The organism is Apilactobacillus timberlakei, from assembly GCF_002993965.1.
Taxonomy (GTDB): domain Bacteria; phylum Bacillota; class Bacilli; order Lactobacillales; family Lactobacillaceae; genus Apilactobacillus; species Apilactobacillus timberlakei.
This window is the reverse complement of record NZ_POST01000004.1, coordinates 25,423-42,300: the sequence shown is the minus strand read 5'-3', so window position 1 is coordinate 42,300 and position 16,878 is coordinate 25,423. Positions and strand designations below refer to the sequence as shown.

The following is a 16,878-nucleotide window of genomic DNA, read 5'->3' as shown; positions in this document are numbered from 1 at the left end:
CCATAAAACTATCTATTTAAAATTTCATTGCAGAAGATACAACTTTCATTGTCTTCACGATGAGTTCCATAAAATTGATTACATACATGAAAGCCTTCATTGTAAAGCTTTTCTAAATTCTTACGTGATTTAGATAAGCGTGGTTCTTTAATGCTTTCAACGTTTTTATCATCAATTTTTTGTTCTTCTATAAATTCATGGAGATGTTGATTTTCAATCTTTAATTCAGCATTTTCTTCTAACACTTCAGCTAAACCCTCTCTTAATTCAGAAAATTTAGTTAGCATTAATTGAGTTTGTGCTTCCATATTTTTGAATCCATCATATAATTCACGTTTATCCAATTAAAATCCACTCCATTTTTTAAATTAATTATTGGTTTAAAATATTCATAACCTTTAGTGTTATCGATTCTAATATATTTTGAAAACTAACATTAATTGATAATTGTTTATTACACCCTAAAATGATTTCTAAAATTTGAACTAATGTTTTAGATGAAATTTTATTAGCAAGTGATTCTATATTTTTTTCGTTATTTGGAAAACTAAATTGACCAAATTTTAAATATTTATAATTTAATACATCTTCAAAAATAGCAATCATCATATTAATGACCGGTGCTCTATGATCTTTGTCGATTACTAATGGCATAAAATTAGACTGAATGGTGACAAATGCTTCTGCATCATTATTTACGATTAAATCAAACCAATTTCCAATTGAATTTTGCATTTTACTTAGCCAATCATCCTCTTGCCAAACTTTTACCATTTCAGTACTATTGGTTAATTTATTAACTAAATGCAATTGGCTTTTGAGAATACCCATCTTACTTAACTTTTCTTCAAAAGAATCAGTATCCAAATGTTGTAATTCAATAACTTGAGTTCTAGAAATAATTGTAGGTAAAATCAAATTCATATTAGTAGTTAATAGAAACGAAAAAATATTATTGCCAGGTTCTTCAATAAATTTCAAAAGACTATTAGCAGCTCCACTAGTCATTTTTTCTGCATCTTGAATAATGAATACCTTTTTGTTTCCTTCAAGACCACTTTTAGAAAATTCGTCTTTTAAATATCTAACCTGATCAACTTTTATACTTTGACCATCTGGTTTTATAATAACAACGTCTGGATGTTGCTGTTCAGTAATACGCCGACATTCATTACATTGTCCACAAGGATAGCCATTTTTACGATTGGGACAAAAGATTCCCATCGTAACAAACAAAGCAAGAGCTAACTTTCCAACTCCAGATTCACCATTAAATAGATATGAATGAGATAATTCATTTCTTGCAATAACTTTAATAAAGTTTTCAGATAGATGAGGTTGTTTAATAGTTACTTCATTAATTACGTTGTTTTCATTCATTAAATTACCTCAATTAGAAATGATAAAGATTATCCATTGGCATTTCCATAACAATAGATCCACCAACTTCAATTTTAACGGGGTAAGAAGCATCAGATACTCCACCATCTAAATTAACTGGAGGAGTCATATATTGTTCACGCTTTCTAGAAACTTTCTTAATCAAATCCAAAACTTCTTGTACTCTTTCATCTTTGATTCCAATCATAAAAGTAGTATTACCAGACTTTAAAAAACCACCAGTGGTTGATAACTTAGTTTGTTGAATATTATTTTTTACGAATTGAGATTGAAGTTTATTAGCATCTTTATTTTGAATAATTACAATTAATAATTTCATTATAATTCACTCCTTAAAATTATTGTTACATAAATTCATTAACATACTTTTTCATAATACTTAAAACATCACTGTAAACATCCGCTATTGGCTTAGTAGCATCAACAACTTTCACCCGATTAGGATTATCATAAACAATGTCTTGATAAGCTTTATGAACACGTTTATGAAAATCAACTGTCTCAACATCCAATCGATCAATATCATTAGCATTGCGATTTTTGGCAATTCTTTTTAGCCCAATTTCAACTGGAATATCAAAATAAATTGTTAAGTCAGGTAAGAATCCTTCAGTAGCAAATTGATTCATATAATAAACTAATTTTTCCCCAATTTTACGGCCGCCACCTTGATAAGCAATTGAACTATCTAAAAAACGATCACATATTACTAGCTTATTTTCATTCAAAGCAGGTTTAATTGTTTGAATAATATTTTGTCTTCTAGATGCTGCATATAATAATGCTTCAGTTCTAGAGTCCATTTTAGTATTTTCACGATCTAAAATCACATTTCTGATACTTTCAGCAATGTGATTACCACCGGGTTCACGACTGGTAACCAATTTAGATCCCAATTTAAGTTGTAAATTATCTAATAATTTATTTAGTACAGTCGTTTTACCTGCACCATCAGGGCCCTCAAAAGTAACAAATTTACCTGCCATATTAATTCACTCACTTTTTTTATTTATGTAACAATTGTACTTTAATTTTTACTTTTCAACAAATGAAAAAAAGTGTCAAAATCTGAAAAAGACTTTAACACTTTTTTATTTAGTAATCTATTACTGAAGATTGAATTCTATTGTTATGAACATTACGTTCTCTTGCTTCTCGGTATAAAAATAAATACTTGGCTTTAGATAATTGAGTTTGAGCGATAATTTCTTCATCAATTTCTGAAACTGCTCTTTCAGTTTCCTGAGCCTTATCCCATTTGTCTTTTGCTCGATCAATAGAATCTAATAGAAATTCATCATATTGTGCACCCACATTTTTAAAATTTTTTCTAAAACCTAACATTTTTAACACCTCTATATTTCAGTTCTACCAGAAACCGCTCTAGATAAAGTCATTTCATCAGCATACTCAATATCACTGCCAACTGACAGTCCATGTGCTAATCTAGTAACTTTAATTCCAGCTGGCTTGATTAACCTGGAAAGATACATAGCTGTAGCTTCACCCTCAGGTGTAGCGTTGGTTGCAATGATTACTTCTTTAATATTGGAATTAGTCTGTAATCGTTTAATTAAAGATTTAATATTCAAATCTTCTGGCCCAGTACCTTCAATTGGAGAAAGAACTCCACCAAGTACATGGTATAAGCCATGATAACTTTTCATTTTCTCCATAACCATAATATCTTTAGGTTGTTCTACAACCAATACAATATTTTGGTCACGACTTTTATCCTTACAAATAACACATGGATCTTCTTCAGTTAAATTTCCACATATAGAACAATATCTTAATTTATCTTTAGTTTCTTTCAAAGCAGATGAAAACTTGGAAACATCATCAGCATTCATATCTACTACAAAATAAGCTAATCTGATTGCTGTTTTATGCCCAATTCCAGGTAAGCGCATAAAACTATCGATTAGCTTGGCAACTGGTTCAGGATATTGCATAATATACCTTCTTTATAAAATTACATCCCAGGAATTCCCTTAGTGTACTTACCTAATGAATCTTGAGTTTCTTTATCAATTTGTGATAGTGCATCATTAACTGCACTAATTACTAAATCGGACATCATATCTGGATCGTCTGGGTCAATAGCTTCTGGCTTAATTTGCATGTCTTTCATCTTGCGATCACCAGAAAAAACTACTTTAACCATATCTTCGGGAGCTTTACCAGTAAATTCTTTACTATTAATTTGTTCTTGTTCAGCACCCATCTGTTTTTGCATTTGTTTAACTTGTTTCATCATCTTTCCCATGTTCATACCATTCATCATAAGTCTTATATCTCCTTAATCATTTTTTAAATTGATAATACCATCACCAAACATATCTTTGGCTTTTTTCACAATCTCTGAATCATCTGGATTGTTCTCAACATTATTATCATGTTTTTCTTCATTTTTTTCAATAGTAGAATGTTCTGAATCATTATTATTTTCGGATTCTTTGTGATTATTTTTTCGATTAACTAAATAATCTTTTCTAATTTCTGGCCATCTATCACTTGGCACAAATACAATTTTAGGAACATAACCTAAAATACGATCCATTCCATTTTCCAATGCATCACTAAGTTCAGTGTCTGAATTAGCTTTTTGGAATAAGAAAGGATATTCAAAAGAAACAATTACACCATTGCTACTTGCAGCAACTGGCTTAGAAACATGCATCATAGCACGTTGAGTAACGTCCAACGATTGCAATAATTCGTCCCAAATATTTTGCAAATTATTTAAGTTTTCACGAGTAGCATTATCCAACACTGGATAAACTTTACTTAAGTTGACTCTTTCTCCCTTATTAGAAGTTTTTACTTTAGTTTTATTAATTTTTTCAGTTCTTTGCTTAGGTACCGTTTGTTGCTCAATTGTTGGTTGCTTAATTTTTCCACTATTTAATTGATTAATTTGATCATTCAATGAAGAAACTTGCTCATTTAAATGTTGAATTTGTTGTTTTAATTCTGCATTATCATCATTAGATTCATTTTTAATGTCATAATTACTAGATAGCTTAACAGTCAAAACATCTAAATATACATCAGGGTGCATTGTATAACGCATTTGGGATTGAACGTCATTTAACTGGTTAATCATTTTATAGATTACTTGATCATTAATTTGTTTAGCTAAACTTTTAAAATCATCATCAATAATTCCTAACTCAGCGGATTCAACCATTTCAGGAGATTGTTGATACAATAGAATATCTTGACAATAGTTGATTAAGTCTTCGATAAATCTGCTAGCATCTTTTCCCTCTTTTAAAATGTCTTGAACATTCATTAATGCTGATTTGACATCATGTTGAATAACACAATACAAATATTTAGTCATGACTGTTTTAGTCACACTGCCAGTAACCTGTAATGCATTTTCATAAGTTACATGATCAGAGCCAAATGATAAAACCTGGTCTAAAATACTTAAAGCATCACGCATACCACCCTCAGCTGACTTAGCGATTACCTTTAAAGCATTATCATCATAGTCCATATTTTTTTGTTTTAAAATAAATTCCATTCTATCCAAAATATCTTTAGAAGTAATCCTTCTAAAATCAAATCTTTGAACTCTTGAAATAATGGTAGCTGGAATCTTTTGTGGTTCAGTTGTAGCTAAAATAAAGATAACATGTGCAGGTGGTTCTTCTAATGTTTTCAGTAAAGCATTGAAAGCACCTGTTGATAACATATGAACTTCATCGATAATATAAACTTTATATTCAGCTTCTGTTGGTGCATATTTAGCCTTATCACGTACTTCTCTAATCTCTTCAACCCCATTATTTGAGGCCGCATCAATTTCAATTACATCGTTTAAGGTCCCATTCGTAATGCTTTTACAAATATCACATTCATTGCATGGCTCACCATTTTGTTTATTGGGACAATTAATAGCTTTAGCTAAAATTTTAGCAGCAGAAGTTTTTCCAGTTCCACGAGGTCCCGCAAATAAATAAGCGTGACTTAATTGATTAGTAATGATTGCATTTTTTAAAGTAGTAGTAATAACATCCTGACCAATTACATCATCAAAACGTTGCGGACGCCAAACACGGTATAAAGCTTGATAGCTCATGAAAAACTCCCTTTCAAATGTTAAATATTAATTACATTATATATGCTATTAAGTAATTATGCTATTGCATACATAACTTAAAAATTATTTGGAGTAAAAAAAAGCTCTTAGCCATCAATTGACTAAGAGTTTAATTACATAAAAAACAAGAAGCACAAGCGTAGAATACTTAGTGCTGCTTCCTCTCGGATCTGACACGGTTCGTAAACACAACTTTGCTTCAAGGTCTTTCGACATAAATAATACTAACTGATTTATTATTATTTATCAAGACTATTGTTTAATTTTTTTAATAACTTTTTACGCTTTCTAGCTTTCTTAAAAAAAGTTTTCATTTCATAACTAGCTTGATTAGCTAAAATACCTTTTTCTACATTCACATGATGATTAAATCTTTGATCATTAAATATATGATATAAACTTTCAGATACTCCGGCTTTATAATCAGGCGCTCCATAATATAAATTTTTAATTCTGGAATTTATTATCGCTCCTGCACACATTAAACATGGTTCAATTGTTACATATAAATCACAATTTTCTAATCGCCAACTGTTTAAATAACGACAAGCCTCATCAATTGCAATAATTTCAGCATGATCAAGAGCATTATTGCTGTGTTCCCTTAAGTTATGACCACGTCCAATAATTTTATTGTCTTTAACAACAATTGCTCCTATTGGGACCTCATTAATCAAGCTAGCTTTTTTAGCTTCGTATAAAGCCTCTTGCATAAAATATTCATTCATAATCAATTAACCTTTAAAAGTACTTTCTAAAATATAATATCCCTTATCTTTACGAATGATCTTACAATTGCCAAATAATGAACTCATTAATTTTTTTGCAGAAGGTGCTCCTTGCTTTTTTTGAAGGACAACAGTTAGTGTCCCATTTGGTAACAAGTAATCTAAAGCTCCTGAAATCATTCCATTTACTATATTTTTACCAGCTCTAACAGGAGGATTAGTTAAAATAGCAGCAAATCTGTCTTTGACATCTTCATAAATATTTGAATTATGAATTTTAACATTTTTAACTGAATTTTGTTCGGCATTTTTTTTAGCTAAAGATAAAGCTAAATTATTCACATCTACCATTTCAAAAATACGATTTGGATAATTTTTAGCTAACGCAATCCCCATAGGTCCATATCCACAACCTAAATCTAGGATATTACCAGCTGGTATTTTATCTATATTTATATTTTTAACTAAGGTTGATGATCCATAATCAACTGTTTTTTTTGAAAAAACACCGTTATCGGTAGTAAATTTCAAATCATTCCCCAACAATTCATATTTCCATGTGTGGAGTTCATGGACAACATCTGGGTTAGGTGTATAATAGTACTCGTTCATTTTTATATCACTCACTTCTAAAAAAATATTTATAAAATTTTTTAAAATCAACAAAGCACTATACTTGGTATGTTTAGAAATCTTCCAATACTAAATATGGTGTTTTTATGTTTGATTTTTTAATTTTCTGGTGTAGAATTTATATATAAATTAATCCGATGGACGGAAATAAAAAAATAAATTAACAACTAGAAAGGATCATTATATCATGGAAAAAGTTACTGTATATTCAAAAAATAACTGTATGCAATGCAAAATGACTAAACGTTTTTTAGGAGAACACAATATTGAATTTATTGAAAGAAATATAAATGAACAACCAGAATATGTTGATTACCTAAAAGAAAAGGGATTTATGTCATTACCTGTAGTTGAAGCTGAAGGTATGAATGCTATTTCAGGGTTTAGACCAGACCAATTAAGCCAATTAGCATAGTTGTTAATAAATACATTATATTATAAAATCTAATTTTTGGCGAAACCGCTAATGGTCTCGCCATATTTTATCTAATAATCAAAAAATTATGAAAGAGTGGTTGTAAATGTCATTAAAGGACCTAAAAGATGTTACTTATTATGATTTAAATAACGAAATTAACATCCCTAAAGATGGTAAGATCCAATTGAATAAAGATAAAGAAGCTTTAGATGCTTTTATTAAAGAAAATGTAGAGCCCAACTTAAAAAGTTTTTCTTCATTAAAAGAACGTTTTGATTATTTAATTAAAAATCAATATATTGAAAAAAATTTCGTAGATAAATATGATTTCAAATTTATGGAAAAATTATATCAATACTTAAAAGAACAAAACTTCCACTTTAAATCTTTTATGGCTGCATATAAATTTTACGCTCAATATGCTTTAAAAACTAATGATGGTGAATATTATCTTGAACAATTTATTGATCGTGTAGCAATGAATGCACTTCTATTTGCTGATGGAAATGAAGAATTAGCTTTAGATTTAGCAAATGAAATTGTTCATCAAAGATACCAACCAGCCACTCCTTCATTTTTAAATGCTGGTAGAAAACGTCGTGGTGAATTTGTATCATGTTTCTTAATTCAACCTACTGATAACATGAACACAATAGGAAGAACTATTAATTCTGCCCTACAATTGTCTAGAATTGGTGGTGGTGTTGGAATTAATCTTTCAAATCTACGTGCTGCTGGTGATCCGATTAAACATATTGAAGGCGCTGCTTCTGGTGTAGTACCTGTTATGAAACTATTAGAAGATAGTTTTTCATATTCTAATCAATTAGGACAAAGACAAGGTGCTGGTGCTGTTTATCTAAGTGTATTTCATCCCGATATTATTTCTTTCTTATCTGCTAAGAAAGAAAATGCTGATGAAAAAATTCGTGTTAAGACTTTATCATTAGGAATTACAGTCCCAGATAAATTTTATGAATTGGCTAAAAATGATGAAGATATGTATCTATTTAGTCCATATGATGTGGAAAGAATATATGGTGAACCCTTCTCATATGTTGATATTACAAAAGAATACGACAATATGGTCGCAAATAATGAAATCAAAAAGACAAAAGTCGAAGCTCGTGATATTGAAACTGAAATTAGTAAATTACAACAAGAATCAGGTTACCCTTACATCATGAATATTGATACTGCTAACCGCGCTAATCCAATCGATGGAAAAATTGTGATGAGTAATTTATGTTCAGAAATTATGCAAGTACAACAACCATCAACTGTTGATAATAAACAAGATTATATTGAAAAAGGTACCGATGTTTCATGTAATTTAGGATCAACAAATATTGTTAACTTAATGGATAGTCCAGATTTTGGTAAATCAGTTAATTCGATGGTCAGAGCGTTAACATTTGTAACTGATCATTCAGATATTGATGTTGTACCTTCTATTCAACGCGGAAATGAATTATCACATAGTATTGGTCTAGGTGGTATGGGACTACACAGTTTCTTAGCTAAAAATCAAATTGAATATGGTTCAGATGAATCTGTTGAATTTACTGATGTTTACTTTATGTTACTTAACTATTGGACTTTAGTGGCTTCTAATAAAATTGCTAGAGAAAGAAAAGAAACTTTCAGTAATTTTGAAAATAGTAAATATGCTGACGGATCATATTTCGATAAATACACTAATAAATATTGGGGTCCCAAATCAGATAAAATTAAATCTATCTTTAAAAATATATTTGTTCCAAATGAAGATGATTGGAATGAATTAAAGCAAGCTGTTATGAAAGATGGTATCTATCATCAAAACAGATTAGCAGTTGCTCCTAATGGTTCCATTTCATATATTAATGATTCAACAGCTAGTCTTCATCCTATTATTAGTAAAGTTGAAGAAAGATATGAATCCAAGACTGGTAAAATCTATTACCCTGCTCCATACTTATCTAATGAAACATTAAAATATTACAAATCAGCATATGATATTGATATGCGTAAAGTAATCAATATTTACGCAGCTGCACAAGAACATGTCGATCAAAGTTTAAGTCTTACTCTATTTATGCGTTCAACTATTCCTGAAGGACTATATGAATGGAAAGATGGACGTACTGATAAGATGACAACTCGTGATTTAAATATTTTAAGAAATTATGCACATGCAATGGGCATAAAATCATTGTATTATGTAAGAACATACACAGATGATAACCAAGAAGTTGGTGTTAATGAGTGTGAAAGTTGCTCAATCTAATTAAGTAAGGAGCTAAGTAAGATGGATAATTATAAAGCAATCAATTGGAATGCTGTTAGTGATCAAATTGATAAAGCAACTTGGGAAAAATTAACTGAACAATTTTGGTTAGATACCCGTATTCCTTTATCAAATGATTTAGCTGATTGGCGTACTTTAGATGATGACCACAAATGGTTAGTTGGACACGTATTTGGTGGTTTAACTTTGTTGGATACCCTTCAATCGCAAGATGGAATGGCAGCTCTTAGAAAGGATATTGTAACTCCTCATGAAACTGCTGTTTTAAATAATATTCAATTTATGGAATCAGTTCATGCTAAAAGTTATTCTTCAATTTTTTCAACTTTGAATACTCCTGAAGAAATTAATGAAATTTTTGACTGGAGTGACTCTGAAGAATTCTTACAAAATAAAGCCAAGAAAATCTATAATTTATACCATGATGATGGTAATCCACTAAAGAAAAAAATCTCTAGTGTATTTCTAGAAACATTCTTATTCTATTCTGGATTCTATACACCATTATGGTATCTAGGTCATAATAAACTACCTAACGTTGCTGAAATTATTAAATTAATTCTTCGTGATGAATCTGTTCATGGAACTTATATCGGATACAAATTCCAAATTGGTTTTAACAAATTAGGCAAAAATGAACAACAAGATCTAAAAGATTGGATGTATAACTTCTTATATGATTTATATGAAAATGAAGAAAAATACACTCACTTGTTATATGATCAAGTTGGCTGGACTGATGATGTATTAGCTTTCATTCGTTATAATGCTAATAAAGCATTAATGAATTTAGGTCAAGATCCATTGTTCCCTGATAATAGTGAAGATGTTGACCCAATTGTTATGAACGGAATTTCAACTTCAACTGCTAATCATGACTTCTTCTCACAAGTTGGTAATGGTTATCGTTTAGGTAAAGTTGAAGCAATGAAGAAAGACGATTATAAGATTTGGTACCCTAAGCATTAAAATAATTAAATTAAAATGATGTATTCAGATTAAACTGAATACATCATTTTTTTGTAACAAAAAAATGCTCTAAATGATCTATTAAATCATTTAGAGCATTTAATTTATATTATTTAAAATATTTCTTAAAGAAGCTTGGCCTCTTATTGGTATCAATATGTTCATTTACTAATATAAGTAATTGAAGCATTGTAAATACTAATGAATTACCTCGACGATAAGAAATATATTTAGGTGCCCACTCTTGTACATATTTTTCTTTATAAGAACGAAGGCCTTGGAAACTATAGAAAGCAGTTCCATATTTATAAATCAAATTAGAAATTTTTTCATCAATAAAACTATATTTAGATTCCCCAACATTAGATAATGGAGCCATTCCTAAATTAAAAGATTTATATCCTTGATCTTTAACGTGATTAAATAAGTTAATGAAAATACCATCCATTATACCTGAAGGTGCATCATTACTTGATCTCATTAAATCAATTGATGTCATTTCATGATCACCAGTTGGCATGATATTAGCAAAAGCAACAATTTTATTATTTTTATCTTTCATAATAGCAATCGGTGCCTGGCTTAAATAATATTTATCAAAATAACCTAATGAAAAACCCTTCTCAGGATTTCCTTTTAACCATTGATCAGATACTACTTTTAATTCTTTAATAAACTCATTTGAAAATGGTGGTTGAATAATTTCAAATTTATATTCGTCACGATCAAATTTGTTCATTAAAGCTCTTTCACCACGATGCTTTTTACCTGAAATAGAGAAGTCTTTTAGTACAACATGCCCTTCTTCACCAGCTTTAGTAAAACTAAAACCTTTTTCATGTAACAACATCGTTAGTTCTTCACCAATTTCATAAAATACTAATGAATATCCTAAATTATCACTGTCATTTATAAATTGATCAACTGCATCGTCTAATTTATCCATATTACCAATAGGTTCTCCCATAATGATAATTTTATTTGCACGACGCTTATACATAAAGAATAACTGATCATTACCATCTTCTTGATAAAAATAAATATCCTTATCTCTAACATATGCCAAATGGCTAACTTCATTGCCTCCATACACTTTAATCACATTAAATACCCGATTAGAATCAAAGGGTTGATCTAACCATTGAGTTTTAGTATAAGATAAGTACCGATAAGTCAAAATTAGAATCAAACAAGCCAAAATTAATCCTAAGAATCCAGCAAACCAAACCTGAGGTGATGGAAATAGATACGAATTGGCAAAATGAAATGGAAATTTAGTAAATTGAAAATTAGTAAATAAACCAATTAAACCATAGAAGATAAAAGCAAGACCAAAAATGACAAAATCTATTATGATATGTCCCCATGAGTAAGTAAATTTTTCCCGATATAAGACACCATAACTTAACCATAGTGCAAATACTAATAGTAATGATAAAATTACCATATTAGTAGGAAAATCTTCTTTCCAAAGAGTATTTCCAATAGAAATAGCTAATAAAATGGTCGTAGGCCAAAAGGCTTTTTTGACTTTAGATCCAAAACCTCTAGCAAAACCAATTAACAAGAAGGATACGATAATGGTTGTTAATTGATCTAAAAAGTAAAATGTATAAGGTTCCAAAGATAAATAAAATTTATTTACTAAAACTAAATTAGGAATAACTGCTACTAACAACATCATTATTCCAGAAAAATACATAAAAATAGTTATAAATATATGTGCAATTCTTTGTAAAATGACTTTAGGAATATCATCCAAAAATTCATTGAACCTTTGCAACAAATCTACGATAAAGAAAATAATCCCTAAAGCAACCGGTAAAATATAATAAAATGCTCTGTATAATAATAGCCAAACTACTGCACTACTAGGAGAAACTCCTAAAAACAATAATCCAGCCATCATTGTACTATCAAAGCTACCTATTCCTCCCGGTATTAAAGAAGCAACTCCAATTACATTGGCAACAATGAATACAGGGAAGACTGCCATAATATTAATAGATTGATGCATAAACAATCCAATAATCATAAAGAAAGATGCACAACCAAACCATTCTAATAATGAACCGATAACTAATCTTAATTCTAATTTTAGATTTAAATCTTTAAAGTATTCCAAATTTGTTTTTCTAGTGATTAAAAGTAATAATGGAAAGTATAAACCACCTAAGATTAATACTATCCACCACCACCAATCAAAAGAATTAGTGCCAAAGCCAAAAGAAAACATCATTATTAAAGCTATCCAACAATAGGTTGAAAGACCTGCCAATAAAAATATAACTATTTTAGAAATGGCGTATAGAATTTGTTTTTTGGTAGCGTTTTTACTATAAAAATTAGCTCTTAAACTTGCACCCAAAACACCACCAAATCCAGCAATATTAGTAAGTGTATTGGTAATCCAACCGGTTTTAGCAATATATGTTTTCTTAAATTTTCCTGGTAAAAAATTAACAATTGTAAAATCATAAATTAACATTGGTAAGACTGCAATAAACCCTAATATCATCATTATAAATAGCGACATTGGTGTTTGTGTAGCAAAACTTTGTGCCATCTTATGTCCACTAATTTCTGATCCTTCAGAAATTCCAACATGAATAACAACACCTAAAACAAATATAACGAATAGTACTTTGACTATTGTCATGTGTCGATTTACCCAATCAGCACATCTTCGAAAAAAAGTTTTCAAATATATTTCCCCCATAATAATATTATTAATATTATTATCTCAATTTATAAACAAGTTAACAAGTTTTAACAAAAAAGACGCACAACAAATGTTGTACGTCTTTTTAAAAGAAAGTTATTACTTAAGAGTAACACTTGCGCCAACTTCTTCAAGTTTTGACTTGATGTCGTTAGCTTCGTCTTCTTTAGCGCCTTCTTTAATTACTGAAGGAGCACCATCAACTAGGTCTTTTGAGTCTTTTAGACCCTTACCAGTAATTTCACGAACTACCTTGATAGCCTTAACCTTTTGGTTACCTGGTTCAGTTAGTTCAACGTCGAATGAATCTTTAGCAGCACCACCATCAGCAGCACCTGCAGCTGGTGCAGCAGCAGCTGCTGTAACGTCGAATTCTTCTTCAATTGCCTTAACTAAGTCGTTTAGGTCTGTGATTGAAGCTTCTTTAATTTGTTCAATAATATTGTCTTTATCAAAAGCCATTTTATTTTCCTCCAATTTGGATAGTTATAATTTTTATTTAGAAACTAAGCTGCGTCTCCATCATCTTTTTCGGCAACTGCTTTAACTGCAATAGCAAATTTACGAACAGGTGCTTGTAAGATGTTGGCAAGAGTAGAAATAGATTCTTCTCGACTTGGTAGTGAAGCAAATTCTTCAATTTCGTCAAGACTAGCAACCTTATTTTCAAGAACTCCACCTTTAAGTTCAACAGCATCAGTATTATCAGCAAAATTCTTTAAAATTTTAGCTGGAGCAATAGGATCTTCATCAGAGAATGCTACGGCTGTAGGTCCCTTAAATAAATCACCTAATTCTTCGTATCCGGCTTCTTTAGAAGCACGAACAGCGATGTTGTTCTTAATAACATTGAAAGCAACGTTTGAATCACGTAATTGTTTACGTAAATCAGTAACTTCTTCAACGTTTAATCCACGATAGTTAATAATGATAGCAGAAGTAGCATTGTTAAATTTTTCAGTAACAGCTTCTACTCGTTTAGCTTTAGCATCAATAACTGCTTTCTTTGGCATTATTTCACCTCCCAAATTTTTTTGGGATTTAATAAAAAATCCCCATGCCTACCCAGACATAGAGAAACCGTTTTAAAGTCCTCGTCAGGATATTAAGGTATTAAATACCACCCAAGTCTTAGGTAGAAGTCATATTTAATTAGCAATAATAATTTACCACATAATCAAAATATGGTCAATAGGGATTTTTAAATTCCAAATTAATTACTTAACTTTAGAATGAGTCAAGATCAACTTTGACACCAGGGCCAAATGTAGTTGAAATTGATAAGTTAGTAATGTATGAACCTTTTACAGAAGCTGGACGATTCTTAACAATTAAATCTTCAATTGTCTTGAAGTTACCAACTAATTTTTCAGCATCAAATGATGACTTACCAATAATAACTGCAACATTACCATCACGGTCAGTACGGTAAGTAACTTTACCTGATTTTGAATCAGAAACAGCTTTCTTAACGTCCATAGTAACTGTACCAGTCTTAGGGTTAGGCATTAAACCTTTTGGTCCAAGAACACGTCCTAAACGACCAACTTGAGCCATCATGTCTGGTGTTGCAATAGCAACATCAAAGTCTAACCAACCATTTTGGATTTTTTCAGCTAAATCAGCCTCACCAACAACATCTGCGCCAGCTTCTTCAGCTTCTTTAGCCTTGTCACCCTTAGCAAATACAACAACTTTTTGGTCTTTACCTGTACCGTTTGGTAAGACAACAGCACCACGTAATTGTTGATCTGCTTGTTTTGTGTCAACGTCTAAATTAAATACAACTTCAACAGTTGCGTCAAATTTAGCAAAATCAATTTTTTTAACAAGTTCAACTGCTTCTTCAACTGAGTAAGATTTATTACGATCTACTTGTTCTAAAGCATCTTGATACTTTTTACCTCTTCTATTTTGAGCCATCTGTGTTTTCCTCCTTGCAATTGTGGTTGTAACGGATAAACCTCCCACATAACATCTGAATTAGTCAGGTGTTATGGTACTTACATGTTGAATATGAAATTAACCTTCAACAGTGAATCCCATACTACGAGCAGTACCTTCGATCATACGCATTGCGGCTTCAACATCAGCTGCGTTTAGATCTTTCATCTTAGTTTCGGCGATTTCCTTAATTTGGTCACTAGTTACACTAGCAACCTTGTTAGAATTTGGTTCACCAGAACCATGTTCAACACCAGCAGCCTTTTTCAATAATACTGAAGCAGGTGGAGTTTTAGTAATGAAATCAAATGAACGATCTTCATATACAGAAATAACAACAGGAATTAACATGCCTGCTTGATCAGCAGTACGTGCATTGAATTCCTTAGTGAATCCCATAATGTTGATTCCAGCTTGACCCAATGCAGGTCCAACTGGAGGAGCAGGTGTTGCTTTACCCGCAGGAATTTGTAATTTAACTACGTTAGCTACTTTTTTAGCCACGAGACATACCTCCTTAAGTCCGTGTGTGGTAAAAATTGGAGATTAGATTTCTCCTCCCACAACAAGTATGCATAAACATACAAAATACAATATATCATGTTTAAATAATTTATACAACCCTAAATTATCTAATTGGCTTAACTTGATTGAAATCAAGTTCAGCAGTTGTTTCTCTACCAAACATGTCAATATCAACTTTCAATTTACCTTTTTCTTCATCTTTTTCAACAATTTTACCAGTCAAGTTAGCAAAGGCACCATCAATGATTGTAATTGTATCGCCAACTTCAGCATCTAAATCTTGATGTTTCTTTTCTACACCTAATTGACTTAAAATGTAATCTACTTCATCTGGAAGTAATGGAGTTGGTTTACTACCTTGTCCATGTGAACCGATAAATCCAGTAACACCTGGGGTATTTCTTACGATATACCAAGCCTTATCTGTCATAACCATTTCAACTAAAACATATCCAGGGAATGTTTTATCCATTTTAACTTTATCAACACCATCTTTTACCTCGTGTTCTTCAGTTTCAGGAACTACTACTTGAAAAATATAGTCTTCCATTCCCATTGATTCTTTACGAGAATCCAAATTGGTTTTTACTTTGTTTTCATATCCAGAATAAGTATGAATTACATACCATTGTTTTTGTGTTGATTCCATTGAAATTTAGCTCCTTTTAATTTTTTCCAAACAAAAAAACTTCGCCTAAACGAAGTTCCGCATTAATTACATAATATCATTTATTTTATTTTAATTAAATATTTAATTAAATAAATGTTAAACCTGATTGAATAGCCCAATCAATAATTGCAAAGAAAATTGCGAAAACAACTGACATTCCAACAACAGTTGAAGTATCAATTCTTGTTTGATGTTTATTTGGCCATACAACTAATTTCATTTCTGTGCCAACACTTTTAAAAAAGTTAATTAACTTCATTTGTAATTTCCCCCGTATTAAAATGTTTCTTCATGAATTGTTGATGTATTGCAATTTTTACAATACTTTTTAATTTCTAAACGCTTAGTATGATCTTTCTTAACATTAGTTGTATAGTTTCTTGAACCACAAACTTCACATGCTAATGAAACCTTCTTTTGTGGCAAGGCATACCCTCCTGAACTGATAGATAAATAATATCATT

General features: G+C 30.6%; 21 protein-coding genes, 1 other RNA gene and 1 other annotated feature. Of the genes, 3 read left to right on the top strand and 19 right to left on the bottom strand.

Annotation, left to right across the window (positions count from 1 at the left end; genetic code table 11):
- Positions 1–8: 8 nt before the first annotated feature.
- From C7N71_RS05545 to C7N71_RS05495, 11 genes are all read right to left on the bottom strand, one after another.
- Positions 9–344, bottom strand: coding sequence for a DNA replication initiation control protein YabA (locus C7N71_RS05545; RefSeq protein ID WP_105964947.1), 336 nt, complete (start codon positions 342–344; stop codon positions 9–11).
- A 28-nt stretch (positions 345–372) separates the two neighbouring features.
- On the bottom strand, positions 373–1,380 hold the full coding sequence (gene holB / locus C7N71_RS05540) for a DNA polymerase III subunit delta' (protein WP_105988136.1): 1,008 nt from the start codon (positions 1,378–1,380) through the stop codon (positions 373–375).
- Between the two features lie 13 nt (positions 1,381–1,393).
- Complete coding sequence (locus tag C7N71_RS05535; RefSeq protein WP_105957051.1) at positions 1,394–1,720, bottom strand: cyclic-di-AMP receptor; 327 nt, start codon at positions 1,718–1,720, stop codon at positions 1,394–1,396.
- A gap of 25 nt (positions 1,721–1,745) precedes the next feature.
- Entirely contained in the window at positions 1,746–2,387 is a 642-nt protein-coding gene (tmk, locus tag C7N71_RS05530) for a dTMP kinase (RefSeq protein ID WP_105988135.1), read from the bottom strand.
- Between the two features lie 109 nt (positions 2,388–2,496).
- Entirely contained in the window at positions 2,497–2,745 is a 249-nt protein-coding gene (locus C7N71_RS05525; protein ID WP_105988134.1) for a YaaL family protein, read from the bottom strand.
- Between the two features lie 11 nt (positions 2,746–2,756).
- Positions 2,757–3,356 carry a recombination mediator RecR gene (recR, locus tag C7N71_RS05520; RefSeq protein WP_105964951.1) on the bottom strand — a complete coding sequence of 200 codons (600 nt, stop codon included), beginning with the start codon at positions 3,354–3,356 and terminating at the stop codon, positions 2,757–2,759.
- Between the two features lie 20 nt (positions 3,357–3,376).
- A complete protein-coding gene (locus tag C7N71_RS05515) occupies positions 3,377–3,688 on the bottom strand; it encodes a YbaB/EbfC family nucleoid-associated protein (protein ID WP_105957047.1) in 312 nt (103 codons plus the stop codon).
- 15 nt (positions 3,689–3,703) lie between these two features.
- The gene (gene dnaX / locus C7N71_RS05510) at positions 3,704–5,494 is read right to left on the bottom strand and encodes a DNA polymerase III subunit gamma/tau (RefSeq protein ID WP_105988133.1); all 1,791 of its coding nucleotides are present in this window, start codon (positions 5,492–5,494) and stop codon (positions 3,704–3,706) included.
- A 136-nt stretch (positions 5,495–5,630) separates the two neighbouring features.
- An RNA gene (gene ffs / locus C7N71_RS05505) (signal recognition particle sRNA small type) lies at positions 5,631–5,726 on the bottom strand.
- A 28-nt stretch (positions 5,727–5,754) separates the two neighbouring features.
- Positions 5,755–6,243: a tRNA adenosine(34) deaminase TadA gene (gene tadA, locus C7N71_RS05500; protein WP_105988132.1), complete on the bottom strand. Its 489-nt coding sequence runs from the start codon at positions 6,241–6,243 to the stop codon at positions 5,755–5,757.
- A gap of 6 nt (positions 6,244–6,249) precedes the next feature.
- On the bottom strand, positions 6,250–6,855 hold the full coding sequence (locus C7N71_RS05495) for a class I SAM-dependent methyltransferase (protein ID WP_105988131.1): 606 nt from the start codon (positions 6,853–6,855) through the stop codon (positions 6,250–6,252).
- 208 nt (positions 6,856–7,063) lie between these two features.
- Here C7N71_RS05495 and C7N71_RS05490 point away from each other — a divergent pair, with 208 nt between their 5' ends.
- The 3 genes from C7N71_RS05490 (at position 7,064) to nrdF (ending at position 10,553) form a co-directional block, all read left to right on the top strand.
- Positions 7,064–7,291 (top strand): redoxin NrdH, encoded by a 228-nt coding sequence (locus C7N71_RS05490; protein WP_105988130.1) that lies wholly within the window; start codon positions 7,064–7,066, stop codon positions 7,289–7,291.
- A 106-nt stretch (positions 7,292–7,397) separates the two neighbouring features.
- The gene (gene nrdE / locus C7N71_RS05485; RefSeq protein WP_105988129.1) at positions 7,398–9,563 is read left to right on the top strand and encodes a class 1b ribonucleoside-diphosphate reductase subunit alpha; all 2,166 of its coding nucleotides are present in this window, start codon (positions 7,398–7,400) and stop codon (positions 9,561–9,563) included.
- A 21-nt stretch (positions 9,564–9,584) separates the two neighbouring features.
- The gene (gene nrdF / locus C7N71_RS05480; RefSeq protein WP_105988128.1) at positions 9,585–10,553 is read left to right on the top strand and encodes a class 1b ribonucleoside-diphosphate reductase subunit beta; all 969 of its coding nucleotides are present in this window, start codon (positions 9,585–9,587) and stop codon (positions 10,551–10,553) included.
- A 109-nt stretch (positions 10,554–10,662) separates the two neighbouring features.
- Here the strand turns inward: nrdF and mprF are convergent, their stop codons facing one another.
- From mprF to rpmG, 8 genes are all read right to left on the bottom strand, one after another.
- Positions 10,663–13,257, bottom strand: coding sequence for a bifunctional lysylphosphatidylglycerol flippase/synthetase MprF (mprF, locus tag C7N71_RS05475; protein ID WP_404799024.1), 2,595 nt, complete (start codon positions 13,255–13,257; stop codon positions 10,663–10,665).
- A 117-nt stretch (positions 13,258–13,374) separates the two neighbouring features.
- Complete coding sequence (rplL, locus tag C7N71_RS05470; protein ID WP_105964959.1) at positions 13,375–13,737, bottom strand: 50S ribosomal protein L7/L12; 363 nt, start codon at positions 13,735–13,737, stop codon at positions 13,375–13,377.
- Between the two features lie 44 nt (positions 13,738–13,781).
- On the bottom strand, positions 13,782–14,288 hold the full coding sequence (rplJ, locus tag C7N71_RS05465) for a 50S ribosomal protein L10 (RefSeq protein WP_105988126.1): 507 nt from the start codon (positions 14,286–14,288) through the stop codon (positions 13,782–13,784).
- A gap of 24 nt (positions 14,289–14,312) precedes the next feature.
- Positions 14,313–14,429: a sequence feature (ribosomal protein L10 leader region), on the bottom strand.
- 73 nt (positions 14,430–14,502) lie between these two features.
- Entirely contained in the window at positions 14,503–15,198 is a 696-nt protein-coding gene (rplA, locus tag C7N71_RS05460; RefSeq protein WP_105988125.1) for a 50S ribosomal protein L1, read from the bottom strand.
- 99 nt (positions 15,199–15,297) lie between these two features.
- A complete protein-coding gene (gene rplK / locus C7N71_RS05455; RefSeq protein WP_105988124.1) occupies positions 15,298–15,723 on the bottom strand; it encodes a 50S ribosomal protein L11 in 426 nt (141 codons plus the stop codon).
- Positions 15,724–15,847: 124 nt separating this feature from the next.
- Positions 15,848–16,393 (bottom strand): transcription termination/antitermination protein NusG, encoded by a 546-nt coding sequence (gene nusG, locus C7N71_RS05450; protein ID WP_105964963.1) that lies wholly within the window; start codon positions 16,391–16,393, stop codon positions 15,848–15,850.
- A gap of 106 nt (positions 16,394–16,499) precedes the next feature.
- Positions 16,500–16,673 carry a preprotein translocase subunit SecE gene (secE, locus tag C7N71_RS05445; RefSeq protein WP_105964964.1) on the bottom strand — a complete coding sequence of 58 codons (174 nt, stop codon included), beginning with the start codon at positions 16,671–16,673 and terminating at the stop codon, positions 16,500–16,502.
- A gap of 17 nt (positions 16,674–16,690) precedes the next feature.
- Positions 16,691–16,840: a 50S ribosomal protein L33 gene (rpmG, locus tag C7N71_RS05440; protein WP_105988123.1), complete on the bottom strand. Its 150-nt coding sequence runs from the start codon at positions 16,838–16,840 to the stop codon at positions 16,691–16,693.
- Positions 16,841–16,878 lie beyond the last annotated feature (38 nt).

Bases quoted from the DNA above. Each gene is read 5' to 3' on its own strand.
- holB (WP_105988136.1), bottom strand. From the start codon at position 1,380: ATGAATGAAAACAACGTAATTAATGAAGTAACTATTAAACAACCTCAT.
- C7N71_RS05535 (WP_105957051.1), bottom strand. From the start codon at position 1,720: ATGAAATTATTAATTGTAATTATTCAAAATAAAGATGCTAATAAACTT.
- tmk (WP_105988135.1), bottom strand. From the start codon at position 2,387: ATGGCAGGTAAATTTGTTACTTTTGAGGGCCCTGATGGTGCAGGTAAA.
- C7N71_RS05525 (WP_105988134.1), bottom strand. From the start codon at position 2,745: ATGTTAGGTTTTAGAAAAAATTTTAAAAATGTGGGTGCACAATATGAT.
- recR (WP_105964951.1), bottom strand. From the start codon at position 3,356: ATGCAATATCCTGAACCAGTTGCCAAGCTAATCGATAGTTTTATGCGC.
- C7N71_RS05515 (WP_105957047.1), bottom strand. From the start codon at position 3,688: ATGATGAATGGTATGAACATGGGAAAGATGATGAAACAAGTTAAACAA.
- dnaX (WP_105988133.1), bottom strand. From the start codon at position 5,494: ATGAGCTATCAAGCTTTATACCGTGTTTGGCGTCCGCAACGTTTTGAT.
- tadA (WP_105988132.1), bottom strand. From the start codon at position 6,243: ATGAATGAATATTTTATGCAAGAGGCTTTATACGAAGCTAAAAAAGCT.
- C7N71_RS05495 (WP_105988131.1), bottom strand. From the start codon at position 6,855: ATGAACGAGTACTATTATACACCTAACCCAGATGTTGTCCATGAACTC.
- C7N71_RS05490 (WP_105988130.1), top strand. From the start codon at position 7,064: ATGGAAAAAGTTACTGTATATTCAAAAAATAACTGTATGCAATGCAAA.
- nrdE (WP_105988129.1), top strand. From the start codon at position 7,398: ATGTCATTAAAGGACCTAAAAGATGTTACTTATTATGATTTAAATAAC.
- nrdF (WP_105988128.1), top strand. From the start codon at position 9,585: ATGGATAATTATAAAGCAATCAATTGGAATGCTGTTAGTGATCAAATT.
- rplL (WP_105964959.1), bottom strand. From the start codon at position 13,737: ATGGCTTTTGATAAAGACAATATTATTGAACAAATTAAAGAAGCTTCA.
- rplJ (WP_105988126.1), bottom strand. From the start codon at position 14,288: ATGCCAAAGAAAGCAGTTATTGATGCTAAAGCTAAACGAGTAGAAGCT.
- rplA (WP_105988125.1), bottom strand. From the start codon at position 15,198: ATGGCTCAAAATAGAAGAGGTAAAAAGTATCAAGATGCTTTAGAACAA.
- nusG (WP_105964963.1), bottom strand. From the start codon at position 16,393: ATGGAATCAACACAAAAACAATGGTATGTAATTCATACTTATTCTGGA.
- secE (WP_105964964.1), bottom strand. From the start codon at position 16,673: ATGAAGTTAATTAACTTTTTTAAAAGTGTTGGCACAGAAATGAAATTA.